The 16,614-nt window shown below is 74.3% G+C and carries 14 protein-coding genes; 6 read left to right on the top strand and 8 right to left on the bottom strand.

From position 1 onward, the window contains the following. The first annotated feature begins 11 nt into the window (after positions 1 to 11). Complete coding sequence (locus tag BMZ16_RS03545) at positions 12 to 458, top strand: pyrimidine dimer DNA glycosylase/endonuclease V (RefSeq protein WP_089798700.1); 447 nt, start codon at positions 12 to 14, stop codon at positions 456 to 458. Positions 459 to 655: 197 nt separating this feature from the next. Here the strand turns inward: BMZ16_RS03545 and BMZ16_RS03540 are convergent, their stop codons facing one another. The 4 genes from BMZ16_RS03540 to BMZ16_RS03525 all read right to left on the bottom strand — a co-directional run bounded on the left by BMZ16_RS03540 (position 656) and on the right by BMZ16_RS03525 (position 5,482). Continuing rightward, positions 656 to 2,332, bottom strand: coding sequence for an APC family permease (locus BMZ16_RS03540; protein ID WP_089798187.1), 1,677 nt, complete (start codon positions 2,330 to 2,332; stop codon positions 656 to 658). A 25-nt stretch (positions 2,333 to 2,357) separates the two neighbouring features. Beyond that, positions 2,358 to 3,764 (bottom strand): glutamate decarboxylase, encoded by a 1,407-nt coding sequence (locus BMZ16_RS03535; protein WP_089798186.1) that lies wholly within the window; start codon positions 3,762 to 3,764, stop codon positions 2,358 to 2,360. 165 nt (positions 3,765 to 3,929) lie between these two features. Further along, positions 3,930 to 4,721 (bottom strand): bifunctional hydroxymethylpyrimidine kinase/phosphomethylpyrimidine kinase, encoded by a 792-nt coding sequence (gene thiD / locus BMZ16_RS03530; protein ID WP_089798185.1) that lies wholly within the window; start codon positions 4,719 to 4,721, stop codon positions 3,930 to 3,932. Between the two features lie 89 nt (positions 4,722 to 4,810). Then, complete coding sequence (locus tag BMZ16_RS03525) at positions 4,811 to 5,482, bottom strand: TetR/AcrR family transcriptional regulator C-terminal domain-containing protein (protein WP_255366325.1); 672 nt, start codon at positions 5,480 to 5,482, stop codon at positions 4,811 to 4,813. Between the two features lie 70 nt (positions 5,483 to 5,552). On the opposite strand from BMZ16_RS03525, the gene BMZ16_RS03520 reads away from it, so the two are divergent. Continuing rightward, positions 5,553 to 6,209 carry a DUF4386 family protein gene (locus BMZ16_RS03520; protein WP_089798184.1) on the top strand — a complete coding sequence of 219 codons (657 nt, stop codon included), beginning with the start codon at positions 5,553 to 5,555 and terminating at the stop codon, positions 6,207 to 6,209. 46 nt (positions 6,210 to 6,255) lie between these two features. On the opposite strand, the gene BMZ16_RS03515 is transcribed toward BMZ16_RS03520, so the two are convergent. The 3 genes from BMZ16_RS03515 to BMZ16_RS03505 all read right to left on the bottom strand — a co-directional run bounded on the left by BMZ16_RS03515 (position 6,256) and on the right by BMZ16_RS03505 (position 10,759). Continuing rightward, positions 6,256 to 7,515: an MFS transporter gene (locus BMZ16_RS03515; protein ID WP_143082741.1), complete on the bottom strand. Its 1,260-nt coding sequence runs from the start codon at positions 7,513 to 7,515 to the stop codon at positions 6,256 to 6,258. Positions 7,516 to 7,739: 224 nt separating this feature from the next. Beyond that, positions 7,740 to 9,815 carry an acyl-CoA dehydrogenase family protein gene (locus BMZ16_RS03510; RefSeq protein ID WP_089798182.1) on the bottom strand — a complete coding sequence of 692 codons (2,076 nt, stop codon included), beginning with the start codon at positions 9,813 to 9,815 and terminating at the stop codon, positions 7,740 to 7,742. Next, a complete protein-coding gene (locus BMZ16_RS03505; RefSeq protein ID WP_369822482.1) occupies positions 9,812 to 10,759 on the bottom strand; it encodes a TetR family transcriptional regulator in 948 nt (315 codons plus the stop codon). Before BMZ16_RS03505 ends, BMZ16_RS03510 begins: the two co-directional genes overlap by 4 nt. A 128-nt stretch (positions 10,760 to 10,887) precedes the next feature. Between BMZ16_RS03505 and BMZ16_RS03500 the strand changes: the two genes are divergently transcribed. The 4 genes from BMZ16_RS03500 (at position 10,888) to BMZ16_RS03485 (ending at position 15,500) form a co-directional block, all read left to right on the top strand. Next, on the top strand, positions 10,888 to 12,252 hold the full coding sequence (locus tag BMZ16_RS03500) for an acetyl-CoA C-acetyltransferase (protein ID WP_089798180.1): 1,365 nt from the start codon (positions 10,888 to 10,890) through the stop codon (positions 12,250 to 12,252). Between the two features lie 121 nt (positions 12,253 to 12,373). Beyond that, complete coding sequence (locus BMZ16_RS03495) at positions 12,374 to 13,765, top strand: 3-oxoacyl-ACP reductase (protein ID WP_089798179.1); 1,392 nt, start codon at positions 12,374 to 12,376, stop codon at positions 13,763 to 13,765. Next, complete coding sequence (locus BMZ16_RS03490) at positions 13,762 to 14,670, top strand: MaoC/PaaZ C-terminal domain-containing protein (RefSeq protein WP_255366324.1); 909 nt, start codon at positions 13,762 to 13,764, stop codon at positions 14,668 to 14,670. Before BMZ16_RS03495 ends, BMZ16_RS03490 begins: the two co-directional genes overlap by 4 nt. A gap of 224 nt (positions 14,671 to 14,894) precedes the next feature. Beyond that, the gene (locus tag BMZ16_RS03485; RefSeq protein WP_089798178.1) at positions 14,895 to 15,500 is read left to right on the top strand and encodes a pentapeptide repeat-containing protein; all 606 of its coding nucleotides are present in this window, start codon (positions 14,895 to 14,897) and stop codon (positions 15,498 to 15,500) included. Between the two features lie 19 nt (positions 15,501 to 15,519). Here the strand turns inward: BMZ16_RS03485 and BMZ16_RS20010 are convergent, their stop codons facing one another. Then, positions 15,520 to 16,605 carry a GNAT family N-acetyltransferase gene (locus BMZ16_RS20010; RefSeq protein WP_089798177.1) on the bottom strand — a complete coding sequence of 362 codons (1,086 nt, stop codon included), beginning with the start codon at positions 16,603 to 16,605 and terminating at the stop codon, positions 15,520 to 15,522. Positions 16,606 to 16,614: the final 9 nt, after the last annotated feature.

The following is a 16,614-nucleotide window of genomic DNA, read 5'->3' as shown; positions in this document are numbered from 1 at the left end:
CGAGTGTGCCCGTGAGGCTGTGGTCACTGCACCCGGCGCTCCTCGACCGCGCCGGCCTCGTCGCGTGCTGGCGCGAGGCGCTGCTCGCGCAGGCCGTCCTCGCGGGCCGCACCCGTGGGTACACCCGGCACCCGCAGCTCGCACGGTTCCGTGCGCACCCCGAGCCGGAGGTCGCGATCGCCGCGTACCTGCACGCCGTCGCCGACGAGGCGAAGACCCGCGGCTACCGCGTCGACACGACCCGCATCGAGGCCACCGCATCCGAGCGGATCGGCACCACACCACGGATCCCGGCGACCGACGGGCAGCTCGCGCTCGAGTGGCGGCACCTGCTCGCCAAGCTCGAGGTCCGCTCGCCCGAGCGGTGGACGCAGTCGGTGCAGGCCGGCCGGCCGTTACCGCACCCCCTGCTCGTCGTCGTCCCGGGTGACGTCGAGGAGTGGGAGCGGGCGACCTGACGCGCTCGTCGGGCGCCCTGGCGGACCACCTCGAACGGGGCCCGCCCGGACACCCGGCCCTCGATGCCGGCCGTGACGAACTCCTCGGCGCGAGCTGTTCGACGGTCTCGAGGCCGGGTGCACGCGTGACCCCGTCGGCCGACGACGTGCCGGACGACGGGGACCCGTGCCACGGGTCCCCGTCGTCCGGCCACCTGCTAGCCCGTCGCGGGCCGGCCGGTGCCCGGCTGCCCCGGTCCCGGAGGCGGGGGTGACGACCCCGCGGAGGAGGGTGCCGACCCCGCGGGTGCGGGGTTGACGAGCACGCTGTCAGTGGTCGCGCGCTCCTCCGCGGTGCGCTTGTCCCACGTCGGCTTGCGCAGCGCGTAGAACAGCAGCGGCGGGCCGCCGAGGACGATGACCACCAGTCCCACGACGAGCGGGTACCCCACCTCGGAGAGGCCGGTGAACCCCGACGGCCGGATGAACGCGAGCACGAACGCGATGGCGCTGAAGGCCAGCCCGACGCCGGCGACGAGCTTCATCGCCGGTGTCCGGTACGTGCGGACGACGTTCGGCTGCGTACGACGCAGCCGGATCGCCGCGGCGAACATGAGCATGTACATGATCAGGTACAGCGCGGCGGCCATGTCGACGAGCGCGATGAACGCGGTGTTCCCGTTCGGCACCAGGACGAACAGCAGTGCCAGCAGCGTCACGATGATGCCCTGGACACCGAGGATGCCGACCTGCACACCGGCCTTGTTGCGACGCTGGAGCGCCGGCGGGAGCAGGCCGGTGCGGGCCGCGGCCAGCAGACCGCGCGACGGACCGGCGATCCACGTGACGACCGACGCGAACGCCCCGAGCGCGATCAGCAGGGAGACCAGCGGCGTCCCCCACGCGATGCCCCAGTGGTCGAAGAACTCCTGAAAGGCCAGGTTGATCCCGTTGGTGACGCCCAGCTCCTTCTTGGGCACGGCGACCGAGATCGCGATGGTCGGCAGGATGAACACCAGCAGGATGAGGCCGGTCGCGATCGCGATCGACCGGGGGAACCCGCGGCCGGGGTTCTTCATGTCGTTGGCGTGCACGGCGTTGACCTCCATCCCCGCGTACGCGAGGACGTTGGACACGATGAGCACGATCGACGCGATGCCCGTCCACGGCGGGATGACGGCGGACGCCTCGAGCGGCGTCTCCGACTTCTCGCCGGTGGTCAGCCAGATCGCGCCGAAGACGATGAGCATGACCGCGGGCAGGAGCGTGCCGAAGATGCCGCTCCACGACCCGACCTTCGCGAACAGGTTGCCGCCCGCGAGCGTGATGAGGGTGGACCCCCAGTACAGGACGAGGATGACCACGGCGGTGTACAGGCCGTTGTTCGCCAAGCCCTGGTCGTTGATGACGAACGACAGGCTCGCCGCGATGAACGCGATCTGCGTCGGGTACCAGACGACGTTCTGGATCCACTGCAGCCAGATGGCGACGAAGCCGACGCGCTCCCCGAACGCCTCGCGCGCCCACGTGAAGACGCCCCCCTTCCACCCGGTCGCGAGCTCGGCGGCGACGAGGGCCGTGGGCACGAGGAACACGATCGCGGGGATGACGAACAGGGTCACGGACCCGAGCCCGTAGGTCGCGATCGCCGGGAGGGAGCGCAGCGACGCGACCACCACGACGGTGAGCATCGCGAGCTGCAGGACGGACATGTAGGTCGCGGGACCGACGGCCGGCGCGCCGATCGCGGGGCCGGTGTGACCGGGCGGCGTGCGCGCGCCCGGCTTGCCGAACGGGTGCGGCTTGACGTGGTCGGCGGACGGCGCGTGCGTGCCGTCGGCCCGGACGTGCGGGCCGGTGCCTCCGGACGCGGGCGTGCTGCTCTGCGTCGACATAGCTGTCCCCCTAACCTGTCCGGGCTCAGTGGTGGAAGCCGGAGCGGTGGCCCTCGGCCGGCATGGGACCGGTCAGGGCATCGAGGTAGGCGACCTCGTCGCGCAGGTCGGCGAGGAACGCCGACGCGAGGTCGTGGCTGAACCCGTTGCGCACCACCACGCGCTGCACGGTGAGGTCCGTCAGGTCCGCCGGCATCGGGTAAGCGGGCACCAGCCAGCCCTTCGTGCGGAGCCGCTCGGAGAGGTGGTAGAGGTTCCAGTTGGCGGTGTGCCCCTCGCGCAGGCGCCACGCGAAGACCGGGATGTCCGAGCCGTCGTTCCACAGCTCGAACGCGGGCATCTTCGCGATCTCACCGGAGAGGTACAGGGCGACGTCGCGGGACGTCCGCTGCACCGTCTCGTACCCCTTCCGGCCGAGCCGGATGAACAGGTAGTACTGCAGGAGCACCTGGGCACCGGGCCGCGAGAAGTTCAGCGCGAACGTCGGCATGTCGCCACCGAGGTACGACACCTTGAAGACCAGGTCCTCGGGCAGCGACGCGACGTCCCGCCACACCACCCAGCCGAGCCCGGGGTACACCAGCCCGTACTTGTGGCCCGAGGTGTTGATCGACGCGACCCGCGGGACGCGGAAGTCCCACTCCAGGTCGGGCTGGACGAACGGCGCGATCATGCCGCCGGACGCCCCGTCGACGTGGATGGGGATGTCGAGGCCTGTCGACTCCTGGATGCGGTCGAGCGCGGCGGAGATCTGCTTCACCGGCTCGTACATGCCCGTGTACGTCACGCCCATGATCGCGACGACGCCGATCGTGTTCTCGTCGACGTACGTCTCCAGGTCGTGCCCGTCGAGCACCTTGTGCTCCAGCGAGATCGGCACGTAGCGGGCCTCGACCTCGAAGTAGTTGCAGAACTTCTCCCAGCAGACCTGCACCGCGCTGGACAGCACGAGGTTGGGCCGGTCCGTGGGCTTGCCGGCCTCACGCCGCGCGTGCTGCCAGCGCCGCTTGAGGGCCAGCCCACCGAGCATGGCCGCCTCGGACGATCCGATGGTCGACGTCCCGATCGTGTGCTTCGGGTCGGGCGCGTGCCACAGGTCGGCGAGCATCGTCCAGCACCGCGTCTCGACGGCGGCCGTCTGCGGGTACTCGTCCTTGTCGATCATGTTCTTGTCGGCGGCCTCGATGTACAGCCGCGCCGCGTGGTCGTCCATCCACGTGCCGACGAACGTCGCGAGGTTGAGCCGCGCGTTCCCGTCGAGCATCGCCTCGTCGTGGACGATCTGGTAGGCCGTCTCCGGCAGCGCCTCGTCCGACGGGAAGTCGAACTTCGGGATGGCCGTGGACTCCCCCGGCCGGGCGAAGACCGGATTGAGCTCGACGACCTCGGGCTCACCCTCGTGCCGCTCGGCTCGACGCGTGTTCGTGACCATGTTCAGCCCCCCGCTGACGTGGCCCCGCGGACGTGGGGCCTGCTGTCGACGCTAAGTCGCGAACGGCAGGTGTGCACGGGGGGGGCGAAGGGCCTGGTCACCAGCCTGGCCGGTGACGATCCGACAGCGTTCGCCGGGGCTCGTCGGGGGCGACCACCGGGCGGCTCAGGCGCCCTGGCGGACCACCTCGAACGGCGCGCGCCCGGACACCCGCCCCCGGATCCCGGCGGTGACGAAGTCCTTCGCCCGCTCGACGGCCGCACCGACCTCGGCGCCCTTCGCGAGCTCGGCGGTGATCGCGGCCGCCAGGGTGCACCCGGCGCCGGCCACGCGCTCCTCGCCGACCTTCGGGGTCCGCAGCACCGTGACGTCGTCGCCCGCGACGAGCACGTCGACCGCGTCGTCACCGGGCAGCTCGACGCCGCCCTTGGCGACGACGTACCGCGGGCCCAGCTCCTGGATGCGGCGTGCTGCCTCGGTGAGCTGCTCGACCGTCTCGATGGTGTCCATGCCGGACAGCGCGCGGGTCTCGAAGAGGTTCGGCGTGACGACCGTCGCCAGCGGGACGATCTGCTCGCGCAGCGCGTTGTCCGTGTCCAGCGCCGCACCCGGCTCCTGCCCCTTGCAGATGAGCACCGGGTCGAGCACGACGTGCCGCCACGGCTGGCGGCGCAGCCCCTCGGCCACGACGTCGATGGTCGCGGGAGTGCCCAGCATGCCGATCTTCACGACGTCGAGGTCGTACGCGGCGGCCGCCGCCTCCATCTGCGCCGCGATCACCTCGGGCGGGACGGGGAAGAACCGGTGGCCCCAGTCGTTGGCGGGGTCGAACGAGACGATGCAGGTGAGCGTGCCGAGGCCGAACGCGCCGAGCTCCTGGAACGTGCGCAGGTCCGCCTGGATGCCGGCGCCGCCGGTCGCTTCGGATCCGGCGATGACGTAGGCGAGGTCGACCACGGGGTGCTCCTGTGAGTGTCTGCGAGGGGTTCGGTACCAGCGTCGCACGTCTGCGGCGCAGCACGGGCTGTCCGACCACCGGGGCGGGCTCACCGTGAGGCCGGCGACCACCCGTCGGCGTGCATCCGCTCGAAGGCGTCGAGCAGGATGTCGAGCGCGAACTCGAACTCCGCGTCGGCGTCGCACCCCGCGCCGGCGTGCTGCCCGGTCGTCGCCATGCGGATGATCGCGGGGTACGTGACGGCGAAGCCCGCCATCGCGCGGGCGCGGTCCTCGGGGTCGGCCGGGAGCGTCGGGGTCGGCAGGACGTCGCGCGTGAGCCCCCACATGCGGGTGCTCAGCGCGTGCATGGCGTGGTGCACGAGGTCGGCGGACAGGCCACCGGCGAACATGAGGCCCATGAGCGAGTCCAGGTAGGCGAGGACCGCGGGCCCCGCGGTCGTGCGGGTCTCGACCGCCGCCTGGGCCCAGGGGTGTCTGGTCATGACGTCCCGCGCCGACAGGATGCGGGTGCGCAGCGCCTGCTTCCAGGTCTGACCGTCCTGCGGTGCGGCGATGGTCGCGACGATGCGCTCGACCATGCCGTCGACGAGCTCCTCGCGGTGCGCGACGTGCTTGTAGAGGGCCATGGGCGTGACGCCGAGGGCGTCTGCGAGCCGGCGCATCGACATCGCCTCGAGCCCGGTCTCGTCCGCGAGCGCGACGGCGGCGTCGAGCACACGCGTCCGGTCGAGCGACGGGCGCACCACGGGGGTTGACACGTATACAGCGTATACCTACTGTCGTCGGCACGTCGGTATACGGCGTACACCTCCGACGATCGGCAGGACCGTGTCCCGAGCCACCCACGCCCGCGCCGCCGGCGCGCTCTACCTCTCCACGCACGTCACGTCCGTGCTCGCGGTGGTCGCCTACGACGCAGGCGCGACGACGCTCGGCGTCCTGCTCGAGGTCGCGCTCGCGCTCGGCTGCCTCGGCACCGGCGTGCTGCTCCTCCTGCTCCTGCGGCCCCACGGCGAGGCGCGCGCCCTGACGTTCGCGCTGCTGCGGACCCTCGAGGCCGCCGTCATCGCCGCCGGGACGCTGCCCATGCTCGCGCTGGCCTGGGGCGGGACGGGGGCGGGGACCGAGGACGCGCTCACCGACCTCCACACCGCGGCCTTCCTCGTGGGCCAGGGGCTGGTCATCAGCGTCAACACGATCGTGCTCGGGTCCCTGCTGGTCGGCGCCCGCGTGACGCCCCGGGCGCTCGGCCTGCTCGGGGTCGTCGCCGGCGTCGTCGTCCTCGGCAGCAACCTCGCGCAGACCCTCGGCGCGATCCCGCTGGGCGGCGTCGTCGCGGGCGTCTGCGCCGTGCCGGTCTTCGCCTTCGAGATCTGGTGGGCCGTGCTGCTGCTCACCCGCGGGCTGCGCCCGCGGGGCGCGGCAGGCGGTGCCGTCGCACCGCAGGACCACCCCGCCACCGCACCCACCAGCGCGCGCCGGTGACGGGCACCGGCCCGCGACCGGCCCTGCGGACCGAGGCGGCTGCTGGTCAGCTGCCCGCGGGCTCGGCGTCGTCGCGAGGGCCGACGCGCGGGCCACCCTCACAGTCCCGTCCCTCACCGCCCGGGGGCCCGGCGGGGAGCCACCAGCGGAGCCAGCCCGCCCCCACCAGACCGAGCGCACCGACGACCACCGCCGCGACGCCCACGGTGGACACGCCCACCACGGCCGCCACCAGCACCGGTCCGGACGACTGACCGACACCCGTGACGAGACGCCATCCGGCGAGGAAGGACGCCCGTGCGTCCTCCGGCGCCGCGTCGGCACCCATCGTCATCACGGCCCCCGAGGACAGGCCGTTGCCCAGCCCCAGCGCGACGCCGATGACGAACGCCCAGAGCACCGCGTCGCCCAGCGGGAGGCAGAGCAGCGCACCGCCCATCACGACCATCGCGGGGACGACCGCCGCCCGGCGGCCGTACCGGTCCATCACCGTGCCTGCCACGTAGAAGAGACTGAGGTCCACGGCGGAGGACACGGCGAAGAGCAGGGTGACGGTGCTCTCGGCGAGCCCCAGGTCGTGACCCCACAGGGGAAGCAGGGCGTCCCGCGACGCGCGGACGAGCATGACGAGCGCACCGCCGACCCCGAGGGTGCCGAACAGCCGCCCGAACCCCGGCCGCCACATCGCCGGCGCCCGCCCGTCGGCCGCCGGGCCGGGGTCGGCCGGCGCGGTGAACGCGTACGTCGCGACCGCGGCGCACGCCGAGAGGCCGGCGGCGGTCAGCAACGCCCACTCCATGGGTCCGAGCGCGAGCAGGAGCGACGCGATCAGCGCCCCGACCAGCGAGCCTGCGCGGAAGACGCCGCCGAGCACGGACATCGCGCGACCGCGGAGCCTGACGTCCACGGCCGTCGCGAGGTAGCTCTGCCGGGCGACGGCCAGGACGACCCCCGCGAGCCCCATGGCGAAGCCCGCGACGAGCATCGCCGGGACGGAGCGCACGACGCACAGCGCCAGGATCGCCGCGGTCTCCAGGACGAGCGCACCGGTGAGGGCCCACCGGTCCCCCAGCCGCGCGATGACCAGCGCGCTCGGCAGCGCCCCGACGAACCCGCCCACGCTGAGCATCGCCACGACCAGGGCAGCGTCACCCGGTGCGGCGCCCCGCTCGATGGCGAGCAGCGCGAGGATGGGCGTGACGATGCCGAGGCTCGCCATCGCCAGTGCCGCCGGTGCGTACACCGGCACGACGAGACGCCGCAGGTCCGTCGAGCCCGGCACCGCCCCGCCTCTCGCCGTCGGCACGCCGGTCACCGCTCGACGACCACGGCGCACCGGCCACGGCAGACCGACGGCACCCCCGGCAGGACCTCGGGTCCGGCGTCACACAGCAGGCGGTCGACCACCGGGGCAGCCTTCCGCAGATCACTGCGGTCCACGACCCGGATGTCACGGTCAGCGTGGAGGGCACGCCGCCGGTCACCCGGACGGCGCGATCTCACGGTCTGCGGCGCCCCACGCGGCGGGCGTCAGCGCGTCAGGTGCTTCTCCGGGATCGGCGCCTCGCCGCTCGCCCGCTGCGCGCGGTAGTGGGCGCGCGCCTCGTCCTGCCGGGCCTGCTCCTGCCCCGACGCGATGGGCGCCCGCAGGTGCTCCGCGCCGTACCCGAACGCGTCGACCAGGTCCTGCGCGTGCGGCCGCAGCCGGGCGAGCAGACGCTCGATGTACGACGTCACGGTGCGCGCCCGCCCCGCGGACAGCCGCCCGTTGACCAGGTACCACGCGAGGTTCCGCTCGACGAGCGTGAGGCCGAACAGGTCCCGCACCCACGTGAGGACCTGCTTCGTCCCCGGGTCCTCGACGCGCTCGACCGCCCGCGTGAACGCCTCCCACTGCACGCGCTCGGCGTGCGCGCGGGCCGCCTCGATGAGCTCGTGCTGGTGGGCGTTGAACAGGTCCGCGGCCCGCTCCGGGCTCATCTTGCGCGCCGGTGCGAGGGCCTGCGCGACGTGCGCGACCATGGTCTCCACCCGGTCGGTGAGCAGCTCGCGCTGCGTCTCGGTGTCCCGCAGCTGCCCGACCGACCGGCGCGCGTCGCCGCGGTCCCCCAGCGTCTGGACGGCCCGGACCAGCGGCGTGCGGTGCATCGCGACGTCGGCGACCCTGTCCACCACGAACCGCGCGAGGTCCCCGCGGTCCGCCTGCACCGCCTTCAGCGACTTGGCGTAGTCCCCGAGCAGCCGCTTGGCGACCAGCTGGTACAGCACCGTGTTGTCCCCCTCGAACGTCACGTAGACGTCCAGGTCCGCCCGCAGGCCGGTGAGCCGGTTCTCCGCCATGAAGCCGGCGCCGCCGCACGCCTCGCGGCACTCCTGCAGCGTGCGCAGCGCGTTCCACGTCGACGTGGGCTTGAGCGCCGCCGCGAGGGTCTCGAGGTCCTCCCGGTTCTCCGGGGTGTCGCCACGTCCCGAGAACACCTCGTCGAACGCCGCCAGCAGCTCCTCGTGCGCGAACGCCGTGGCGTACGCGTCCGCGACCAGCGGCAGCAGGCGGCGCTGGTGCTGGCCGTAGTCGAGCAGCACGACCTCGTCGCCCGTGCCGCCGGCGAACTGCCGGCGCTGGTTGGCGTACGTCACCGCGATGGCCAGGGCGATCTTGCTCGCGTTGGCCGCGGCGCCGTCGAGCGACACGCGGCCCTGCACGAGCGTGCCCAGCATGGTGAAGAAGCGGCGGCCGGGGCTCTTGATGGGCGAGGAGTACGTGCCGTCGGGGGCGACGTCGCCGTACCGGTTGAGCAGGTTCGTGCGCGGGACGCGCACGTGCGTGAAGTGCAGGCGCCCGTTGTCGATGCCGTTGAGGCCGCCCTTGACGCCGTCGTCCTCGCCGCCGATGCCGGGCAGGAACTCCATCGTCCGCGGGTCGCGGATGGGCACGTAGAACGCGTGCACGCCGTGGTTGACGCGCGGGCCGCCGGGCGCGGCCGTGACCAGCTGCGCGAAGACGACCGCCGCCGTCCCGTGGGCCGCCGCGTTGCCGAGGTAGTCCTTCCACGCCGCACGGAACGGCGTGTGGATGACGAACTCCTGCGTCTGCGGGTCGTACTCCGCGGTCGTCCCGATCGACGCGACGTCCGAGCCGTGGCCCGCCTCCGTCATCGCGAACGCGCCGGGGACCTGCAGGTGCATCGCGTCGGACAGGAACGTGTCGTGGTGGTACGCCGTGCCCAGGTGCAGGATCGCCGACGCGAACAGGCCCCACTGCACGCCGGCCTTGATCTGCAGCGACGGGTCGCCGGCGACGAGCTCCTCGAAGCGCGCGAGCGAGCCGCCGTGGTCGTCGGCGCCACCCAGGTGCGCGGGGAAGGACCGCAGCACGTCATGGTCCGCCTCCAGCGCCCGCAGCTGCGCGAGGACGCGCTCACGGTGCTCGGCCACCGACTGGCCCTCGATCTTCTGGAAGAGCGGGTCGGTGGTGATCGCGCGCGCCTCGCGGCGCAGCTGCGCGTACTGCCCCAGCAGCAGGTTCTCCAGCGCGGCGACGTCGACGCGCGGCGGCGCGGCGGCAGCGACGGGGCGGGCCGTGGGGCGGTCGGTGGTGGTGGTCATCGCTGCTCCCTGGTGGTGTGCCCGGCGTCGTCGCCGGTCGTGTGCTGCTGGTCCGCCGGGTGGGCGGGGGTGCGGGGGTGCGGGTCGAGGTCGGCGGTGGCCGACGCCACGGGCTGCGCCGGTGGCCGCGGGTGCTCGCGGGCGAGCAACCCGACGGGCCCGGCCCAGAGCCACGCGGCGACCTGGGCCGTGAGGGTCTCGCGGTCGGGGGTCCCCGGCTCACCCCGGTGGGCCAGCCACCACTCGCCGGCGCCGCGGACGAACCCGACGGCCCCCGCTGCCCAGGACTCGGCGAGCGCCACGGTGGCGGGGTCCGGTCCGGTGTCCGACGCCTCGGCCTCGGGCCGGCGTGCGACGCGGACGTCGTCCCGGTCCTCCGTGAGACCGCGCGCGAAGGGAGCCGCGACGAGCGCCGTGACCGAGTCGAGGAAGTGACCCAGCGGCCCGCCGGACTCCACCGACCCGTCTCGCGTGACGAACGCGTACACGTGCGGCGACGACTCGATCATCTCGAGGTACACCGCGACCATCGCGCGCAGGCCGTCGCGGGGCGTCGGCGCCACGCGCAGCACGCCCTCCAGGGCACCGCGGATCTGCAGGACGACGGCCTCGGCGACCGCGATCTGCAGCCCGGTCTTGTCGGTGAAGTACCGGTAGACGATCGACTTGGAGGTCCCCGCGGCGGCCGCGATCTCCTCCATCGAGACGTCGGGGCCGCGGTGGTGCACGGTCTTGCGCGCCGTGCGGACCAGCTCGGCGCGCCGCGCCTCGCGGTGGTCGGCCCAGCGGGTCGAGCGGCCGTCGGCGGGGGCGTCGTCGTCCACGCCGTCGGAGGCGGCGGCGCGGGCGGACGGGAGCATCCGCGGCGCGGGCCGGCCGGACGCGTCGTCGCGCGATCGGTTCGAGGAGGTCGTCGTCGACGCTCCCGGAGTGACGGGGCTCACGCAACCGAAGGTATCAGGTACTGTAAGTTCCGGACACCCTTCCGGGACGAACGTCCCTCCCGCCAACGCGGGAGAGGGTCACCGGAACGACCGCACGTCACCGACGCCGATGCGAGAGGGAACGCCAGATGGCCACCCGTAAGCCGAGCACGTCCCCCGCCACGCCCACCACGGCCCCCGCCCTGCCCCGCACCGCGTACGTGCTCGGCGGCAACCGGATCCCGTTCGCCCGCGCCGGGGGCAGGTACGCGCAGGCGAGCAACCAGGACATGCTCACCGCGGCGCTCGACGGGCTCGTCGCCCGCTACGGGCTGCAGGGCGAGACCATCGGCGAGGTCGCCGCGGGCGCGGTGCTCAAGCACAGCCGCGACTTCAACCTCACGCGCGAGGCGGTCCTCGGATCGACCCTCGCCGCGACCACCCCGGCCTACGACGTGCAGCAGGCCTGCGCGACCGGCCTGGAGACCGTCGTCTCGCTGTCGAACAAGATCCGCCTCGGCCAGCTCGAGTCCGCGATCGCCGGCGGTGTCGACACGACGTCCGACGCCCCCATCGCCGTCAGCGACCGCCTGCGCCGCGTCCTGCTCGACCTGTCGCACGCGAAGACGCCGCAGCAGCGCCTCAAGGCGGTGGCCCGGCTGCGCCCCAAGGACCTCGCCCCGGCGACGCCCCGCACGTCGGAGCCGCGCACCCACCTGTCGATGGGTGAGCACCAGGCCCTGACCACCGCGCAGTGGGGCATCACGCGCGAGGCGCAGGACGAGGTCGCGCTGCGCAGCCACCAGCGCCTCGCCGCGGCGTACGACGCCGGGTTCTTCGACGACCTCGTCACGCCGTACCGCGGCCTGACGCGCGACGCGAACCTGCGCGCCGACACGTCGCTGGAGAAGCTCGCGCAGCTGAAGCCGACGTTCGGCCTCGGGCTGGACACCCCGGCCACCATGACGGCCGGCAACTCCACGCCGCTGACGGACGGTGCGTCCACGGTGCTGCTCGGATCGGCCGAGTGGGCCGCCGCCCACGACCTCACGCCGCTCGCCGCGGTCGTCGACGCCGAGGCCGGCGCCGTCGACTTCGTGCACGGCATCGACGGGCTGCTCATGGCGCCGGTGTTCGCCGTCCCGCGGCTGCTCGCCCGGCACGGGCTGCGGCTGGAGGACCTGGACTACGTCGAGATCCACGAGGCGTTCGCGTCGACCGTGCTGACGACGCTGGCCGCGTGGGAGTCCGCCGAGTTCGGCCGCGAGCGCCTGGGGCTGGACGGTGCGTTCGGCACCGTCGACCCCGCGCGGCTCAACGTCCACGGCTCCTCGCTGGCCGCCGGGCACCCGTTCGCCGCGACGGGCGGCCGCATCGTCGCCACGATGGCCAAGGAGCTGCACGCGCGGCGCGCCGCCCAGGTGGCCGCCGGCGACGACTCCCCCGTCCGCGCCCTCGTCTCGGTCTGCGCGGCCGGTGGCCTGGGCCTCACGGCCCTCCTCGAAGCAGCCTGACCTCCTGCGGCGGGAGCCCCTCCCGCCGCAGCGCAGTCCCGCCCCTCCCCTCGGCGACCAGAGCGATCGGCTCCCGGTGGGAGCGGGCGACCCCGCCGGACCCGACGACGCAGGAGTCGTGATGACCGACCGCTACCTCGAGCTCGTCAACAACGGGCTCACCCAGAAGCTCGCGAAGCAGCTCGGGCTGCCGCGCCCCGCCGTGCTGCGCCGCTACCGCCCCGGGCGGCCGCTGCTCGACGGCCCGGCGCTGGTGCTGGGCTCCGGACCCGACGCCGACACCGTCGCCACCCTGCTGTCGTCGCCCCGCGGCGGCACCGCACCCGTCGGCGACGCCCCGGCCGTCCTGGACGGCTGGGACGTCGAGGTGCACCGCCACGCGGCGCCCGACACGCGCTACGCGGCCGTCGTGCTCGTGCTCACCCACGTCGAGCACCCGGACGACCTCACCGCCCCCGTGCTGGCGGCGGCGAGCACGCTGAGGTCCCTGCGCAGCGGCGCACGGGTCGTCACGATCTCCCGGCCCGCGCTGGACTCCGACGCCCCGGCCGTGGCCGCTGCCCGGCAGGGCGTCGACGGGTTCCTCCGGTCCCTGGCCAAGGAGCTGCGGGCCGGGGGGACCGCCAACGGCGTCGTCGTCGCCGAGCCGGTGCCCGTCACCGCGCCGAGCGTGGTCGCCGCGCTGCGCTTCTTCCTGTCCACGCGCTCGGCGTTCGTCGACGGCCAGCTGCTCGAGGTCGACTCCGACGCCGGTGAGCTGCCGACCGACTGGGAGAAGCCGCTGGCCGGCAAGGTCGCGGTCGTGACGGGTGCCGCGCGCGGCATCGGCGCGGCCATCGCCGACGTGCTCGCACGGGACGGCGCCACGGTCGTCGCGGTCGACGTGCCCGCCGCGGGCGAGCAGCTCGCGCAGGTCGCCAACCGCGTGCGCGGCACCGCGCTGCAGCTCGACGTCACCGCGGCCGACGCGGGCGAGCGGATCCTCGAGCACGCCCGGACCCGCCACGGCCGCCTCGACATCGTGGTCCACAACGCCGGCATCACCCGTGACAAGCTGCTCGCCAACATGAGCGACGACAGGTGGTCGTCCGTGCTGGCCGTCAACATCGACTCCCAGCTGCGCATCAACGAGGCACTGCTGACCTCCGGGGACTTCGTGGACGCGCCGCGCATCGTCTCGCTGGCGTCGACCTCGGGCATCGCCGGCAACCGCGGCCAGACCAACTACGCGGCGTCCAAGGGCGGCGTCATCGGCATGGTCCGGGCGACCGCGCCCCTGCTGGTGCCGTTCGGCGGCACCGCCAACGCCGTGGCCCCGGGGTTCATCGAGACCGAGATGACCGCGCGGATCCCGGCCGTCACGCGTCAGGTCGCGCGCCGGCTGAACTCCCTGCAGCAGGGCGGCCTGCCCGTCGACGTGGCCGAGGCCATCGCGTTCCTCGCCTCCCCGGCCGCGGGTGGGGTCGTCGGGCGCACGCTGCGGGTCTGCGGCCAGAACATGGTGGGCCGGTGACGGCCGGTCCGACGTCCGGCCCGACGTCCGAGGTCGTCCTGCCCGCCGTGCCGGGGCTCGGCGGGCTGTACGGCCGCGGGGTCGTCGCGTCGGCCCGGTCGGCGGTGGCCGGTGGCGCGCGCGCGACGTCCCGCGGGCTGCCCGACGTCGCCTACGTCGTGCACGACGTCCACGCCGACGCCGACCACCTGACCGCGTACCAGCACCTGCTGCACGAGCCCGGCACGGACGCGCTGCCGGCGGGGTACGTGCACGTGCTCGCGTTCCCGGTGGCGATGGCGCTCATGGTCCGCCCGGACTTCCCGCTGCCGCTGCTCGGGATGGTGCACCTGGCCAACCGCGTGGAGCAGCGCCGCCCGCTCGCGCTGGGCGACCGGCTCGCCGTGCGGGCCTGGTCGCAGGACCTGCGGCCGCACCGCTCGGGCACCCAGGTGGACCTCGTCACCGAGGTCCGCGCCGAGGGCGAGGTCGCGTGGCGCGGCGTCTCGACGTACCTCGCCAAGGGCGTGCGCCTGCCGGACGCCCCGCGCGACGAGACCCCGCGCCCGGACTTCACACCGCCCGTGCGCACCGGCTGCTGGGAGCTGCCGGCCGACGTCGGACGCCGGTACGCCGCCGTCTCCGGGGACCGGAACCCCATCCACCTGTCCCCGGTCACCGCGCGGGCGCTGGGGTTCGAGCGGGCGATCGCGCACGGCATGTACACCGCGTCACGTGCCCTCGCGGACGTGGGCGCCGCCCGCGGCGACGCGTTCGTCTGGTCGGTCGAGTTCGCCGCGCCCGTCCTGCTGCCCGCCACGCCCGACGTCCGGGTGGCCCCGGACGGCGACGGGCACGCGTTCACCGTCTGGCACCCGCGCTCGGGCCGCCTGCACCTCTCGGGGCAGGTCATCCCGGTCCCCTGACCCGGCAGCGACCTTCTCGGGCACGAGGTCGACCCACCCCCGCCCCAGTCGGCGGGAGGTCGATCCAGCACACCCCACCCGTGCTGGATCGACCTCTCGCCGACTGGGGCCCTCGGGCGCAGGCGGATCGACCTGGCGCGCGCGGATCGACCGGGCGCACGGCGGGGCCGCCCCCGACCCCGGGGAGCGGACCACCTGTCGGTGCGACGTGGCAGGCTCGGGCCATGCTCAGCGGCGACGCGTACGACCTCGAGCCCGACGCCGACCTCGACGGCCTGGCGTTCCGCGGGCTCGACCTGACCGGGCGCGACGCGTCACGCGCGAGGTTCCTCGACTGCGCGGTCGAGGACTGCGACCTCGACCAGGTCACGATGGACGGCGCGCGGGTGCTCGACACCACCTGGACGGGGGTGCGCGCCGGGGCGCTGCCCGCACCGTCCTCGACGTGGCGGGACGTGACGCTGACCGGCGTGCGCGTCGGTGCGCTGACAGCGTTCGGCTCCACGTGGACGCGGGTCGCCGTCGTCGGCGGCAAGATCGACTACCTCGACCTGCGCGAGTCCACGGTGGACGAGCTGCGGCTGGAGGGCGTGACGCTGGGTGACCTGGACCTGAGCCACGCGCGCGTGCGCCGGCTCGTCGTCGTCGACTGCGACGTGCGCCGCCTCGACGCGACGCAGGCGCGCCTGGCGGAGTGCGACCTGCGCGGCGCGCGGCTGCGGGTCGTCGAGGGGGTCGGCAGCCTCGGCGGCGCGCAGGTCACCCGGGACCAGCTGCTGGACCTGGCGCCCCTGCTCGCCCACCATGTGGGGCTCGTCGTCGAGGACTGACCCCGGTCCGCGCCCCGGCTCACCAGCCCGCGAGCGCGACCACCTCCGCGGCGACCTCGTGCGGCGTCCGCCCGTCGGTCGCGACGCGGTGCACGCCCGTGCCCGCCTGCGCGGCCAGCCGCACCGCGGCGGCGTCCGAGCGCGCGACGTGCGCCGTGTACGACTCGCCCTCCTCACGGCGGCCCAGCCGCTCGCGCGCGGTCGCGTCCGACGCGGTGAGCAGCACCGACGTCACGTCCGGGCGGTCCCCCACGACGGCCGCGAGCACGTCGGCCTGCAGCACGCTCACGGTGTTCGTGTAGACCAGCCGCCGGTGCCCCAGGGCGCGGTAGCGGCGCCAGACGTCCGCGAGGTTCGCCTCGGCCACACCGTGCTCCCACGGCGCCGGGTGCGCGAGGTCCAGCGCGTCGCCCTCGACCACGGCGTGCGGGACGTCCCGCGCGACGAGCAGGTCGTGGACGGCCGCGGCGACGGTCGACTTGCCGACACCGGACCGCCCGCCGAGCAGCAGCACCGACGTGCGGGCGGCCGGCACCGCGTCCCCGGCGAGCCGCGCCTCGAGACCCGCGCGCACGTCCGGCCACTCGTCCGCGAGCACCGAGAAGTACAGCGAGTCCTGGCGCGTCCCGTCCGCCGCCACCCGGTGCCCGCGCAGCCGGCCCTCGGGCCGGGCACCGAGCTTGGTGACCGCGGCGATCGACCGGCGGTTGCGCGCCTCGACGCGGTAGGCGACGCGCGCGACGCCCCACGTGTCGAAGGCGTGCGACATCAGCAGCAGCTTGCAGGCGGGGTTCACGTACGTGCCCCACACGCGCGGGTCGTAGAACGTGTGCCCGACCTCGAGCCGTCCCATGCGCAGGTCGACGTCGTAGAACGACGTGGACCCGACCACGTCGCCGTCCACGAGCACCGCGAACGCGTACCGCGCCGGTGTCCCGTGGGCCGCCCGCACGACGTCCCGCACCTCGTCGACGCCGCGGGGCGTGGGCGACGTCATGCCCGCCCAGACGCGCTCGTCGACGAACGCCGCGAGCGCCGCCGCGTGGTCGTCCGCGAGGGGGACCAGGCGGACACCGTGGCCGTCGAGCGTCAGGTCGTGGAGCACGCGGACGAT

The sequence above is a fragment of the Cellulomonas sp. KH9 genome (assembly GCF_900114185.1).
GTDB lineage: Bacteria > Actinomycetota > Actinomycetes > Actinomycetales > Cellulomonadaceae > Cellulomonas.
The sequence above is the reverse complement of the archived record's forward strand: the minus strand, read 5'-3'. Positions and strand labels throughout refer to the sequence as shown.

Excerpts from the sequence above, each read along its gene's own strand:
- BMZ16_RS03540 (WP_089798187.1), bottom strand. The coding sequence starts at position 2,332 with ATGTCGACGCAGAGCAGCACGCCCGCGTCCGGAGGCACCGGCCCGCAC.
- BMZ16_RS03535 (WP_089798186.1), bottom strand. The coding sequence starts at position 3,764 with ATGGTCACGAACACGCGTCGAGCCGAGCGGCACGAGGGTGAGCCCGAG.
- BMZ16_RS03510 (WP_089798182.1), bottom strand. The coding sequence starts at position 9,815 with ATGACCACCACCACCGACCGCCCCACGGCCCGCCCCGTCGCTGCCGCC.
- BMZ16_RS03500 (WP_089798180.1), top strand. The coding sequence starts at position 10,888 with ATGGCCACCCGTAAGCCGAGCACGTCCCCCGCCACGCCCACCACGGCC.
- BMZ16_RS03495 (WP_089798179.1), top strand. The coding sequence starts at position 12,374 with ATGACCGACCGCTACCTCGAGCTCGTCAACAACGGGCTCACCCAGAAG.
- BMZ16_RS03485 (WP_089798178.1), top strand. The coding sequence starts at position 14,895 with ATGCTCAGCGGCGACGCGTACGACCTCGAGCCCGACGCCGACCTCGAC.